Origin of the sequence: Synergistes jonesii (genome assembly GCF_000712295.1) — a bacterium.
GTDB classification, from domain to species: domain Bacteria; phylum Synergistota; class Synergistia; order Synergistales; family Synergistaceae; genus Synergistes; species Synergistes jonesii.
Map to the genome: position 1 here is coordinate 88,699 of NZ_JMKI01000002.1, position 12,500 is coordinate 101,198.

Annotated in this window: 11 protein-coding genes; 6 read left to right on the forward strand and 5 right to left on the reverse strand. The window is 59.7% G+C overall.

What is annotated here, in order from left to right:
* Positions 1–234: 234 nt before the first annotated feature.
* On the forward strand, positions 235–1,623 hold the full coding sequence (locus EH55_RS00420; protein WP_037974000.1) for an MATE family efflux transporter: 1,389 nt from the start codon (positions 235–237) through the stop codon (positions 1,621–1,623).
* The gene (locus tag EH55_RS00425; RefSeq protein ID WP_051682498.1) at positions 1,620–2,990 is read left to right on the forward strand and encodes an MATE family efflux transporter; all 1,371 of its coding nucleotides are present in this window, start codon (positions 1,620–1,622) and stop codon (positions 2,988–2,990) included. The genes EH55_RS00420 and EH55_RS00425 overlap by 4 nt, the downstream gene beginning before the upstream one ends.
* 87 nt (positions 2,991–3,077) lie before the next feature.
* Here the strand turns inward: EH55_RS00425 and EH55_RS00430 are convergent, their stop codons facing one another.
* The gene (locus tag EH55_RS00430) at positions 3,078–4,106 is read right to left on the reverse strand and encodes a PTS transporter subunit IIC (protein WP_037974002.1); all 1,029 of its coding nucleotides are present in this window, start codon (positions 4,104–4,106) and stop codon (positions 3,078–3,080) included.
* Positions 4,107–4,323: 217 nt separating this feature from the next.
* Between EH55_RS00430 and EH55_RS00435 the strand changes: the two genes are divergently transcribed.
* Positions 4,324–5,232, forward strand: coding sequence for a dihydrodipicolinate synthase family protein (locus EH55_RS00435; protein ID WP_037974004.1), 909 nt, complete (start codon positions 4,324–4,326; stop codon positions 5,230–5,232).
* 52 nt (positions 5,233–5,284) lie between these two features.
* Here the strand turns inward: EH55_RS00435 and EH55_RS00440 are convergent, their stop codons facing one another.
* The 3 genes from EH55_RS00440 to iorA all read right to left on the reverse strand — a co-directional run bounded on the left by EH55_RS00440 (position 5,285) and on the right by iorA (position 8,988).
* A complete protein-coding gene (locus tag EH55_RS00440; RefSeq protein ID WP_037974005.1) occupies positions 5,285–6,514 on the reverse strand; it encodes a phenylacetate--CoA ligase family protein in 1,230 nt (409 codons plus the stop codon).
* Positions 6,515–6,608: 94 nt separating this feature from the next.
* Positions 6,609–7,202 carry an indolepyruvate oxidoreductase subunit beta gene (locus tag EH55_RS00445; protein ID WP_037974006.1) on the reverse strand — a complete coding sequence of 198 codons (594 nt, stop codon included), beginning with the start codon at positions 7,200–7,202 and terminating at the stop codon, positions 6,609–6,611.
* The gene (gene iorA / locus EH55_RS00450) at positions 7,192–8,988 is read right to left on the reverse strand and encodes an indolepyruvate ferredoxin oxidoreductase subunit alpha (protein ID WP_037974011.1); all 1,797 of its coding nucleotides are present in this window, start codon (positions 8,986–8,988) and stop codon (positions 7,192–7,194) included. The genes EH55_RS00445 and iorA overlap by 11 nt, the downstream gene beginning before the upstream one ends.
* A 399-nt stretch (positions 8,989–9,387) precedes the next feature.
* Between iorA and EH55_RS00455 the strand changes: the two genes are divergently transcribed.
* Genes EH55_RS00455 through EH55_RS00465 form a run of 3 tightly spaced genes read left to right on the forward strand, consistent with a single transcriptional unit; the run spans position 9,388 to position 11,537 of the window.
* The gene (locus EH55_RS00455; protein ID WP_037974012.1) at positions 9,388–10,299 is read left to right on the forward strand and encodes a phosphate acyltransferase; all 912 of its coding nucleotides are present in this window, start codon (positions 9,388–9,390) and stop codon (positions 10,297–10,299) included.
* 56 nt (positions 10,300–10,355) lie between these two features.
* Positions 10,356–10,862, forward strand: coding sequence for a TlpA family protein disulfide reductase (locus EH55_RS00460; RefSeq protein WP_051682499.1), 507 nt, complete (start codon positions 10,356–10,358; stop codon positions 10,860–10,862).
* A gap of 3 nt (positions 10,863–10,865) precedes the next feature.
* The gene (locus EH55_RS00465) at positions 10,866–11,537 is read left to right on the forward strand and encodes a cytochrome c biogenesis CcdA family protein (protein ID WP_037974014.1); all 672 of its coding nucleotides are present in this window, start codon (positions 10,866–10,868) and stop codon (positions 11,535–11,537) included.
* 10 nt (positions 11,538–11,547) lie between these two features.
* Here EH55_RS00465 and EH55_RS00470 read toward each other — a convergent pair whose 3' ends face one another.
* On the reverse strand, positions 11,548–12,462 hold the full coding sequence (locus tag EH55_RS00470) for a DMT family transporter (protein WP_037974015.1): 915 nt from the start codon (positions 12,460–12,462) through the stop codon (positions 11,548–11,550).
* Positions 12,463–12,500: the final 38 nt, after the last annotated feature.

Below are 12,500 nucleotides of genomic sequence, written 5' to 3' on the forward strand. Positions count from 1 at the left end.
CGTATCGCGGAAAACAACACGACAAGATATTATATAACATTTCCCTGAATATTTGCCGGCTGAGAGGACGAAGTTTTGTTTTTATCCCACGCGAAGGTGCGTAGGAGGAAAATTTTTCCCCTGCTCCGAATCCCCTGACGTGCGCCCGGAATATATTGAACAAATAAAAATTTCGTGGTATTTTGTACTGAGCTCTGAGTCCTGCTGTACGACTGAGCGCTTACGGGGGCAGATATGGAATTTTTGATCTTACACAATAAAAACAACGAGAAGAGACAAGAGTACATGACGACAGCGCCCGTCGGGCCGCTTATAGTCTCTCTCGCGCTGCCCGCCGTGGCGAGCATCATGACTACCGCGTTCTACAACGCGGCGGACGCTTATTTCGTTTCTCAGATCGGCACGAGCGCGAGCGGCGCCGTCGGCATAGTATTCGCGATGATGGCGATACTGCAGGCGATAGGCTTCACGCTCGGCATGGGCGCCGGCAGCGTCATTTCGCGCGCGCTCGGCGCGGGCGACGTGCAGAAAGCGAGCCGATACGCGTCGACCTCTTTTTTCTCCGCGATGACGCTCGGCGCGGCCGTCTGCCTTTTCGGGCATATTTCGATAGACAGCCTGATGAGGCTGCTCGGCTCCACTCCGACGATTCTGCCCTACGCGAAAAGCTACGCCGTTTGGATTCTCTACGGCGCGCCGGTGATATGCGGCGCCTTCACGATGAACATAATCCTGCGCTCCGAGGGGCACGCCGCATTCGGGATGCGCGGGCTCGTCTGCGGCGGCTTCCTCAACGTCGCGCTCGACCCGATATTCATATTCAAATTCGGCCTAGGCATATCGGGCGCCGCGATGGCAACGCTGATATCGCAGTGCGTCAGCTTCTCGATACTGCTCTCTTTCTTCCTGCGCCGCAAAAGCGACGTCGAGATAAATATCAGAAAAGTTTCGCTGCATCCCAAGACCTTCTTCGATATAGTCTCGCTGGGCTTCGCCTCCTTCACGCGGCAGGGGCTCGCGAGCGCTTCGGCAGCCGCGCTCAACATAGCGGCTTCGGCTTACGGGGACGCAGCCGTCGCCGCCATGTCCATCGTCGGCAGGGTGTTCTTCCTCATACAGGCCGTCGTGATAGGCACGGGGCACGGCTTCACGCCAGTCGCCGGCTACGCCTACGGCGCGGGAGACTTCCGGCGCGTGCGCAGCGCATTCTGGTTCACGGTAAAGGGCGAGGCGTTGCTGATGGCGCTGCTCGCGGCGGCAAGCTACGCGCTGGCTCCTGACATAATCGCGCTCTTCAGGCGCGGCGACGCCGACGTCATAGCGATAGGGACGAGGGCGATGCGCTTCCAGTCACTCTCGCTGCTGCTGGCCCCCATCCTCGTCACCTCCGGCATGATACACCAGAGCCTCGGCTTCGCGTGGCGCGCAACGCTGCTCTCGTGCACGAGGAACGGCATCTGCTTCATACCGCTGATAATCGTACTTCCACGTTTTATCGGGCTGACCGGCGTCGAGGTCACCCAGACCGCGGCCGACTTTCTCAGCTTCATAATCACCGTGCCCTTTTTATACTTCTTCATGAAAATGCTGAGAGCAAAAGAGAAGGGCGCGAAGATAAAATGAGAGCGGCGAAATTTCTGCGCGGGATTTTCACGTCGGGCGCGCAGTCTTTGACTGAGGGCAGCATACCGCTGCTGCTTACGCGCTACGCGATTCCCTTCATGGGCGCGAACTTTTTGCAGGCGCTCTACGGCGCGGCGGATATGATAATCGTCGGCCAGTTCACCGACGCCGCCGGGCTTTCGGCGGTATCGATAGGCAGCCAGTTCATCTTCATGATAAACAGCGTCGTCATAGGGCTCGCCACCGGCGGCTCGATAATGATAGGGCACTCCTTCGGCGGCGGAAGGGAAAAGGATATAAGCGAAACGATAGGCACGATGCTCTCGCTATTTATAATGATGAGCGTCGCTATAACGCTCTTTCTGCCATTCTTCACCGATTCTATCGTGACCCTGCTGGGAACGCCGCAAGAGGCCTTCTCTTCGGCAAAGGGGTACATCATGATCAACACGATAGGAATATCTACGATGTTCGCCTACAACGCGCTTTCCGCCATCTTCCGCGGCTTCGGCGATTCTACGTCGCCGCTCATCTTCGTCGCCGTCGCCTGCATCGCGAATGTACTCGGAGACATGGCGCTCGTCGGTGCGCTCGGCATGGGGGCCGAGGGGGCGGCTCTCGCCACTGTCCTCGCGCAGGGGCTTTCGGCGTTTCTCTCCGTCGTTTACGCGAAGCGCGCCGACTACAGATTCGACTTCAAACTGTCAAGTCTCAGAATTAAAGCGGAGAGGCTGAAGCGCCTTCTGCGCGTCGGGCTGCCGATGGCGATACAGTTTTCGCTGACCAGCATTTCTTTCATGTTCATAATGGCGACGGTCAGCAAAATGGGAGGCGTCACCGCGTCGGCGGCGGTCGGCATAACGAGCAAGATAAACGGCTTCACGATGCTGCCGCCCGTCTCCTTCTCCGGCGCGATCTCAGGGATGGTCGCTCAGAACATCGGCGCCGGAAAGCCGAAGCGCGCGCGCAGGACGCTCTACGTAGGCGCCGCGATATCGCTCGCCTTCGGAGCGGCGACCTTCGTCGGACTATTTTTCTTCCCGCAGAGCGTGATAAGGATATTCACCCCGGACGTAGGGCTTATCGCCGCGACGGCCCTCTATCTGCGCTCCTTCAGCCTCGACTGCATACTCGTCTGCTTCGTCTTCTGCCTGAACGGCTTCTTCAACGGCTGCGGAAAGACCGCGTTCACGATGGCGAACAATGTCTTCTCGGCCTTTGCGGTGCGCGTGCCGGCGACGTGGCTGCTGAGCGGCATAAGGGGAGCGAGCCTCTTCTCCGTAGGCTTCGCCGCGCCTCTCGCGTCGCTACAGTCGATAATCTTCAGCATACTTTATCTTAAAAGCGGCAGATGGAAGAAAAAATAAGCGGAACGACAGCGCGCCGCTCCGCCCGTTAAAGCCCTTCATTTGCCGGCGGCGTTACGCCGCGATTTTTTCTTCCGCCTTACCTCGCTACAGATCCAGCTTCATATCGCCGCTCTTGATGAGCCCAATCTTCCTCATGGCCTCGGCGATCAAGAGAGTCGTGACGGCGGGCAGAAGGAAATGCATCAGCGCTATCTGGAAGAGGGCCGATGGGGACGCGCCCATCGCCTCTATCGCGCCGAACTGCCCGACAAGGCCGCTTGTGCCCATCCCTGCGCCAGAGGGCACGTTCGTCATCTTGAAGACGAGCGTCGAAATAGGACCGAGTATGAGGCTCGCAAGAGTCGGCGGCACCCATATCATCGGATGCAGCACGATGTTCGGCATCTGAAGCATCGATGTGCCGAGCCCCTGGGAGAGCAGGCCGGAAAGCCCGTTCTCGCGGAAGGACATCACCGCGAAGCCTATCATCTGAGTAGAGCAGCCGACAGCGGCCGCTCCGGCCGCGAGCCCCGACAAGTTGAGCGCTACGGCTATAGCGGCGCTTGAGATGGGCAGAGTCAGAATCATCCCCATTATCGCCGACACGGCCGCGCCCATCGGCCCCGGCTGTAGCTCGGTGGCGCGCATGATAAGCAGGCCGAGCGCCGTCATCATGCTCGCGACCGGAGGCCCGACGAGCTTTCCCGCCGCCATGCCGGCGATTATCGTAGAAGCCGGCGTCGCGATTATATCTACAGGCGTTTCCTTTGAGACCATCTTACCGCATTCGGAGCCGACGATAGCCGCGACGAACGCGCCGACGGGGCCGCCCCACGAATTGCCGGCGAAGCCGACCGCGGCGCATGAGAAGACTACCATCATCGGGGCCTTAAGCGCCTGTGCTATGGCTACCGCGATAGCGGGGCCGACCATTTTGCCGGCGAGCGTGCCGAATTCGACAAGGGCGCCGAACCCGCACTTGGAGCCGATCGTCTTTAAAATCAGCCCTGTGATCAAAGAGGCGAAAAGTCCCACGCCCATCGCGCCGAGAGCCTCTACAAAATAACGGTAGAAGGAAAACCTTACATTTTTGCGCTCAAGAAACGCCGCAAAAGATCCCTTTTGCTCAGCCAAGGCAAACACCCCGTTTTTCGTATTCAAAAATTCATTGCGTGCAATTTTAGTTACTTTGCGTAAAAGTGTCAAACTTGCGAAAATTTTATCAAGCTCCGAAGAGATAGAAAACCCTCCGACGATCCGTTTATTTTCCATGTTGACATCACGGGCGCCCCTATTCATACTTAACGAAGAAGCGGCGTAGCCGCAATCACAGAGATTGGGAGATGCTTTCATGGCTGACAAAATTCGCGGGGTATTCGCGCCAGTCCCTACGCCTTTCAACGACGACGGTTCGATAGACGAGGGCGGCTGGAGAAAAAATCTGAGGCTGTGGCGCGCTTCTCCGCTCGACGGGATAGTGATAGCCGGTTCGAACGGAGAACTGCCCTTCCTCTCGCTTGAGGAAAGGGTGAGGCTGACGAAGATAGCCGGAGAAGAGGCCGCCGGCAGCCTTTATATAATGTCGGGCGCCCACTTCCCCGTGACTGACGACGCCGCTCGCGCGGCGGAGGCTCTTTCGGCCGCCGGAGCGGACGGCGTTTTGCTGCTGCCGCCGCACTACTATAAAGGGAAGGAAGAGATGCTGCTCCGCTACTTCCAGGACGTAGCGGACGCCTCCCCCGCGCCCGTATTTTTATACAACATGCCGGCCAACACCGGAGTCGACATCGGAATAGATGTGATACGCGAGGCCGCAAAGCACCCGAACATCCGCGGCATCAAAGACACCTCAGGCGACATGACGAAGCTTGGCTACACCGTCCTCTGCACCCCGGAAAGTTTCTCGACCTTCGGCGGCACCGGCAACTGGTTCCTCGCGGCGCTCTCGATGGGCGCGTGCGGCGGGACTATGGCCATTTCGATTCTCTTCCCGCGTTCGTGCAAAATGCTCTACGAAGCCTTCCTGGCCGGAAGGATGGAAGAGGCCGCAGCGCTCCAAAAAAGGCTGCTGCCCGTCAGCGACGCGATAACGAGGCGCTTCGGCGTCCCCGGGCTGAAGCACGCGCTCGAAGCCTACGGAATGGCGGGCGGACGCTGCCGCAAGCCGCTGCTGCCGCTCCCGAAGAAAGACGCGGAGACGCTCATGTCCGTGATAAAGGCCTCCGGCCTCGACGAATACGAAACATGGCGCAAAGCGTAAAAATCTTCGATCCTTTCGAGCGGCGCGGAAATCCGCGCCGCCTCTTGATTTTTTAATATCTCTTGTCGATGACGCGCTGCGTCTTTTTCTCGCTCCTTGGAAGCTCGCCGTTTTTCATGACCTGCGGCACTATCCTGATACCGAGGCCGGATTTGCAACCGCGGACGAGCTTCTCGGCGAGCTCCTCGGGGTCGGCTCCCTCCCTCATCTCGGCCTGCACTACCATGCGGTCGCGCAGATCTTCGTTCTCGAGGATTATCCTGTATTCGCTGCCGAAGCCATCTATCTGTTTCAAAATTTCTTCGACCTGCGCCGGGTAGATGTTCGTGCCCTTGACTTTTATCATGTCGTCGCTTCTGCCGACGATTCTGTCGAGGCGCGGGAAGGGTGATCCGCAGGAGCATTCGCCGGGTATGATGCGCGATATGTCGCGCGTGCGGTAGCGGATGAGCGGCGCAGCTTCCTTACGGAAGGTCGTGATGACGATCTCTCCCTGCTCCCCGGCGGGCAGCACTTTGCCGCTCTTCGGGTCGATTATCTCGCAGTAGACGTAATCGCTGAAGTAGTGCATCCCCGCGTGTTCGTGGCAGTCGATCGCAATGCCCGGGCCGTATATTTCGGTGAGTCCGTAGATGTCGAAGAATTCGATCCCGAGCGTCTCGTAGATTCTCTCGCGAATCTTGTCGCCCCAGCGCTCCGAGCCGAAGATGCCGCGCTTGAGGTGTATGTCGCCCTTCATTTTGCGCTTGTCGACTTCCTCCGCGATGACGAGCGCGTAGGAAGATGTGCCGATGAGCACGCTCGCCTGAAGGTCGCGCATGAGCTGAAGCTGGCGGTCGGTGTTGCCCGCGCCGGTCGGGATGACCATCGCGCCGAGGCGCTCGGCTCCGGCCTGGAAGCCGAGCCCCGCCGTCCAAAGGCCGAAGCCCGGCGTTATCTGTAAGCGGTCGGAGGGCGTCACTCCGGCGAATTGGAAGCAGCGCTCCATCATTACAGCCCAGTCTTCGAGGTCCTGTCTGCTGTACGGCATGATGACCGGCGTGCCGGTCGTGCCCGACGAGGAGTGGACGCGCACTATTTCGTCGTCCGGCACGCACTGCATCCCCATCGGGTAAGCGTCGCGCAGGTCCTGCTTCGTCGTGAAGGGCAGCGATTCGAACTGTTCGCGCGTCATCATCGTATCGACGGGAAGCTCCGCGAATTTTTTCCTGTACATCGGGCTGAGTTTTGCGACGCGGCGCACCTGAGCGAAGCACTGGCTCATTATCGTAAGTTCGTTCATGATTTATTTTCTCCTTTTCCTCTCTCTTGCCGTCTTTGATTTTTATCCGTATGAATTACTCCTCTGGGCGAACTACTCTTATTTATTCTCTGCTTCACCATCGCACGCCTGGCGCTTTGAGACCGAGCTCGAACGCCTTCTCGTTCATCGCGAGCAGTTTCGGCTTCACGCATTCCGCCATCGCCGCGCGTATCTCGCGCGGCGTGAAGGGAAGGGCTCCGGCTCCCGCCGCGGCTCCCAGTATCACGATGTTGAGCGTCCTTATGTCCCCGGCCGAAAGCGCGAGCGGCGCGCCCTTTATGAAGAGCGCGGCGGGGCATTTTTCCTTGAGGAGGGCGATATACTCCTCGGCGAGGTAGACGCCCCTTCCGAGCGCGACGTTCGTCGGGACGACTTTATCGGTGTCGACGACGCATTTCGCTCCCGGCTTCAGCTTCGGCAGCATACGCACCGCTTCCGCCGGCTCGAAGGCCAGCAGCGCGTCAGCGTGGTGCATCGGGATTATCGGGGAAAGTTCTTTCGCGTCTATGCGCAGATGGCTCGACACCGAGCCGCCGCGCTGCGCCATTCCGATCGTCTCGGAGGTGCGCACGAATAGCCCCTTCTCCCCCGCCGCCGCGGCGAGTATCTTCGAAGCCAGCAGCGTGCCCTGCCCTCCTACTCCGGCTATCACGATGCTACTTGCCATTTCTCTCGCCCCTTTCTATCGCCGAAACAGGGCAGACGCAGGCGCAGAGCCCGCAGCCGGTGCAGAGCGGCGCGTTCACAACGGCGCGCCCCGCTTCGTCCGGCGTTATCGCCGGGCAGCCTATTTCTTTTATGCATCTGCCGCATTTGATACATTTATCGTTCACAAAGCAGATCGCCTCGGGCTTTTTAAGCTGCGCGACGCAGGGAGCCTCAGCTATGACGGCGGAGACTCCGGCGAAGCCTACCGCTTCGCGTATCGCGCCGACGGCGCTTTCAAAGTCGAAGGGGTTGACGCGCGACACGCGCTTCACGCCGCAGGCGCGCAATATCGTTTCGATGTCGAGCGCCGGTGCGTCGTCTCCCAGCGCGCGCTTGCCGGTCCCCGGGTGCGGCTGCTGCCCCGTCATGGCAGTCGTACGGTTGTCAAGGACTATCACCGTTATGTCCGTCCCTTGATATACCGCGTTTATCACGCCGGGGATGCCCGTGTGGAAGAATGTCGAGTCGCCGATGAACGCCAGGCACTTCGCCCCGGCGTCGGCGAGCGCGAGCCCCTGGGCGATCGTTATCCCCGCGCCCATGCAGAGGCAGGTGTCGACCATGTTGAGCGGAGCGGCGTTGCCGAGCGTGTAGCAGCCGATGTCGCCGCAGTAGATCGCCTTTTTGAGATCCTTCGTCGCCACCTTCGCCGCGTAGAATGAAGCGCGGTGCGGGCAGCCGGCGCAGAGCACCGGCGGGCGCACGGGAAGCTGTGGAAGTTCCTCTCTCTCTTCCTTTTCCTGCGGCAGGCCGAGATATTTTATAAGAGCCTTTTTAACTATTTCAAATGAGTATTCGCCGTTCTTCGGCATGTCGCCGCTGCGCTTGCCGAGCACCGGCACGCGCCCAGCAGCTTCTATCAGAAGCTGCTCTTCGACGACGGGGTCGAGCTCCTCGACGACGAGAACGGAATCGACCGACGAAATAAATTTTTTCGTCAGCCGCTCGGGCATAGGGTAGGGAGTGCCGACCTTGTAGAGCAGAACGTCCGCTCCGAGCTCCGCTATCGCTTCCTTCGCGTACAGGTAGGATACTCCGGAGACGGCCACGCCTTTGCGTCCGCGCCCTTCTATGCGGTTGTAAGGCATTTTGTCGAAGTCGCGCGCCATCTCGCCCTGCTTCTCCTCGAGCTCGCCGTGTCGCCTGTAGGAGAGCGCCGGGAAGATGCACCACTCGGGGCGCTTCTCAAAGCCGTCGCTCTTTTTTATTTCGGCGTCTATATCGAAATCGACGTCGGCGCTGGCGTGGCAGACGCGCGTCGTCGGGCGCAGGAACGCCGGCAGAGAATATTTCTCGGAGAATTCGTAGGCGCTCAGCACCATCATATAGGCCTCCTCAGGCGACGAAGGGTCGAAGACGGGCAGATTCGCATGCTTGGCAAAGCCGCGCGTATCCTGCTCCGTCTGCGACGACCAGGGCCCCGGATCGTCGGCGACGGCTATGACCATGCCGCCCTTGACGCCGATATAGGAGAGGCTCATCAGCGGGTCGGAGGCCACGTTGAGCCCGACCTGCTTCATCGTGCAGAGGGATCGCGCTCCGGCGTAAGCCGCGCCGGCCGCCACCTCGAGCGCCGCTTTTTCGTTCGTCGACCACTGCACGCTGACGCCCGGCTTGTGGATGCCGACGAGCGTTTCGATTATCTCCGTCGAAGGCGTGCCAGGATAGCCGGCCGCGACGGAGACTCCGGCCGCAAGCGCTCCGAGCGCTATAGCTTCGTTGCCCATGCAGACTTTCACGCTCATATTCCAACCCCCATTTGATAGTAACAAAAAAAGGCTTTGCCGCATCGACAAAGCCTCGAATCCACATTACCGTTCGTCAACTCGTCTTCGCTCAGCTTCTCTATATCTTATCTGTCCTCTTCAACATCCGCAAAAGGCTGCCCCTCCGCGCAACGAATGTATTTATACCCCACGCGCGGACAAATGTCAAGTTTTCGCAAGAACCCTCACGATTGGGTCACGATCGGGCGGCCGGAACATTTTTCAAGAGCGCTCATACTGTGACATTATCACGGAGCGACTGCGCCGCATCGCACGGCCGATAAACCTGCGGCGCGAAATATAGTATAATTTATATAGATTATAAGCCGATGTTTCGGCGCTCTTTTTGCGTTTTTGCCGCACGAAGGAGGAGTGAAAATGTATAAAAGCTTTGACGAAATAATAAACGACGGCGGGAGCCTCGCGGGTAGCAGCGTAGTCGCGGCCGCCGCGGACAGGGAAACACTGGCCGCATTGAAGATGGCCTTCGAGCGCGGCCTCGGGCACGCGCTGCTGACCGGCCGCGAAAAAATCATAGCGCCGATCGCCGAGGAGTTCGGCGTCGCAGACAAATGCGAGATATTAGACGCCGAAAGCGAGGTTGAAGCGGTAAAAAGGGCCGTCGCCGCCGCGCGCGACGGCTGCGCGGACGTATTGATGAACGGCGCGGCGGACGCGCCCGTCCTGATGCGCGCGGCGCTCGACCGCGAATGCGGCCTGCGCTGCGGCAGAACCGTCAGCTATCTCGCTGTGATGGAGATTCCCAATGAAGGACATCTGTCGTTCTGCTCGGACGGCGCCTTCATCGTCGCGCCGACGCTCGACCAGAAGAAGCACATACTTAGGAACGCGCTGAAGGCGATTCATGCGCTCGGCTACGAGCACGTCAACGTCGCCTGCATCGCGGCAGGCGAACGCATCGATCGGAAGATTCCCTCGGCGGCGGACGCCGCGGCGCTCGTAGCGGCCTGGCGCGCCGGGGAGTTCGACGACCTGCCCTGCACCTGCACGATAGAGGGACCCATGTCGGTCGACGTGGCGGCGTCGAGCAAAACCGCCGAGCGCAGGGGCATAAAGAGCGTCATCGCCGGGAAGGCTGACCTCCTCCTCGCTCCCAATATCGAATGCGGCAGCGCGCTCTGCAGGACGCTCGTCTGCTACTGCGGCGCAAAGTTCGCCGGCGTAGCGCTCGGCGCGAGGGTACCGATAGCGCTTTCGATGCCGTCGGACGACGCGGAGACGAGGTTCCGCGGCGCGGCGATCGCCTGCGCGGCCGCGGCCGGACGTTAGTTGAATAAAATTGGGCGGCCTTGCGCCGCCGAATAATCTGAAACGGAGATGTTTGAATGAAAAGAAAACTTATCGCGCTTGTCTCAATGCTGGCGGCGGCAATGCTCTTAGCAGCGCCGGCGTCGGCGCTGCGCCGCGGGGACGCGGCGGCTGATTTCATGCTGAAAGGACTCGACGGCAAGGCCTTTTCCCTCTCAGAGCAGAGAGGAAAGGTCGTCGTGCTGAATTTCTGGGCGACCTGGTGCCCCCCCTGTCGCGGCGAGATGCCGGAGTTCAACGAACTGGCGGAAGAGCTTTCCGACAGGGGCGACGCGGCGCTCTTCGCGATAAACCTGACCGACGGAAGGCGCGATACAAAGGAGAAGGTAAAAGAGTTCATCGTCAAAAACGGCTACAACTCGCTGACGGTGCTGCTCGACGACGGAGCCCGCGTCGCGGATCATTTCGGCGTACGCTACATCCCTACGACCTTCGTGCTCGACCGCGGCGGAAAGATATCCGGCGTGATTCAGGGCGCGGCGACGAAGGAAAATGTCTTGAAGCTGGTGAAAGAGACAAAATAAGCTATGGCGCGCGAACTGCCGCTGCTTTTTTTAGAAGGCTTCCTCGCCTTCATTTCCCCCTGCATGCTGCCGATGCTGCCGGTCTACCTGATGTACCTCGCGGCCGAGAGCGAAGGGGGGAAGCGCGCGAGCGTCGCGAACACGATAGGCTTCGTCGCCGGCTTTTCGATGGTCTTCATGGCGATGGGCGCGACGGCGACGGCGATAGGCTCGACGCTCGCCGAGCATCCGGCGCTGCTGCGGCGCGTCAGCGGCGCGGTGATCGCGCTATTCGGGCTGCACTTCCTCGGGCTCTTGAAGATCGGCTTCCTCGACGTTGAGAAAAAGCTGGGCGAAGGGACGAAGCGCGGCGGCTTCACGGGCGCGCTGCTCTTCGGAGGAGCCTTCTCCCTCGGCTGGACGCCGTGCCTCGGCCCCTTCCTCGCCTCCGCGCTGTTGCTGGCCGGCAACGGCAAAACGCTCTGGCAGGGGGTCTTCTGCCTATTCGTTTTTTCGATGGGGCTCGGTATACCCTATATAATCGCGGCGCTTCTCTTTACGCGGATAAAAGGGGTGTTCCAATGGCTGCGCAGGAACGGCGCGGCGATCAAAAAGATTTCCGGCGCCGTCCTCGTAGCGGCCGGAATTGCCATAGCGACAGATTATTTCGCTTACTGGGCGGCGCTCTTCGGCTAAAAGGGCGCCGCTATTTTTTCGCCTTTGCCGCGCTCAGCTTCTCGCGGATGACTCCTTCAAGCTCGGTTATCAGCATACCGGCGATTATCAACGCGCCGCCGACGGCTCCCTGTAGATGGAAGGGGTCCTGTCCGCTCGCGACCGCGATGATGTAGCCGAAGAGCCCTTCGAGAGAAAATATGACGGCCGTGTGCGTCGCGCTGGTCTTTTTCTGAGCCCTGAACTGAAGTATGAAGCACAGTATCGTGTTGCCGAGCGATACCGTGAGAAGCGCCGCCCACACCTTAGCGCTGAAGGAAGCCGGATTCGGCGGCGGCTCGAATGCGGCGGCCAATGCCGTCAGTATCGACGCAAGTATTATTATGTGAAGCGCGACGAGGCGCACGGCTTCGACGCGGCGCGAACAGTAGTGGGCCCCTAACACCTGGACCGCGTAGAATATCGCCATTACGAAGGAAAGCAAATCGCCAAAGTTGAATTCCATGCCGGGCGTGAAGCCCATGACGAGAAGCCCGAGCGTCGTGATGCCGGCCGCCGCGAAGAGCCACGCCGAGGGACGTACGCGGTATATCAGCCAGACGAGCGCCGGCGTCATGATGACGTTCAGCCCGCCTATGAAGGCCTGCTTGCTCGCGGTGCTGTAAGTAAGGCCGAAGGTCATCGATACGAAGACGCAGACGAGTATCGCGGCCAGCATGAAGGAGAGCTTCCAATCATATTTCGTCGCCGTGATTATTTTTTTCGGGAACAATATCATCAGAAATAACGCCGACAAGAGCATGCGCAAAGCTATCGCCCACAGAGGCGTGACAGCGCGCGCGAGCAGCGCCGAGATCGGTATCCCCGCACCCCATATGAACGAGACTAAGACGAGCGTCATATCGGCCTTGAAGGCTTCGCGGCGGTTCACAACTTCTTCGCTCACATGGCCCCCTCCTTTTTAAGCGCGCCCGTGGAGCGCGG

What these genes read in the sequence shown, in the direction of transcription:
- EH55_RS00420 (WP_037974000.1), top strand. Translation starts at nt 235, where the DNA reads ATGGAATTTTTGATCTTACACAATAAAAACAACGAGAAGAGACAAGAG.
- EH55_RS00425 (WP_051682498.1), top strand. Translation starts at nt 1,620, where the DNA reads ATGAGAGCGGCGAAATTTCTGCGCGGGATTTTCACGTCGGGCGCGCAG.
- EH55_RS00435 (WP_037974004.1), top strand. Translation starts at nt 4,324, where the DNA reads ATGGCTGACAAAATTCGCGGGGTATTCGCGCCAGTCCCTACGCCTTTC.
- EH55_RS00440 (WP_037974005.1), bottom strand. Translation starts at nt 6,514, where the DNA reads ATGAACGAACTTACGATAATGAGCCAGTGCTTCGCTCAGGTGCGCCGC.
- EH55_RS00445 (WP_037974006.1), bottom strand. Translation starts at nt 7,202, where the DNA reads ATGGCAAGTAGCATCGTGATAGCCGGAGTAGGAGGGCAGGGCACGCTG.
- iorA (WP_037974011.1), bottom strand. Translation starts at nt 8,988, where the DNA reads ATGAGCGTGAAAGTCTGCATGGGCAACGAAGCTATAGCGCTCGGAGCG.
- EH55_RS00455 (WP_037974012.1), top strand. Translation starts at nt 9,388, where the DNA reads ATGTATAAAAGCTTTGACGAAATAATAAACGACGGCGGGAGCCTCGCG.
- EH55_RS00460 (WP_051682499.1), top strand. Translation starts at nt 10,356, where the DNA reads ATGAAAAGAAAACTTATCGCGCTTGTCTCAATGCTGGCGGCGGCAATG.
- EH55_RS00465 (WP_037974014.1), top strand. Translation starts at nt 10,866, where the DNA reads ATGGCGCGCGAACTGCCGCTGCTTTTTTTAGAAGGCTTCCTCGCCTTC.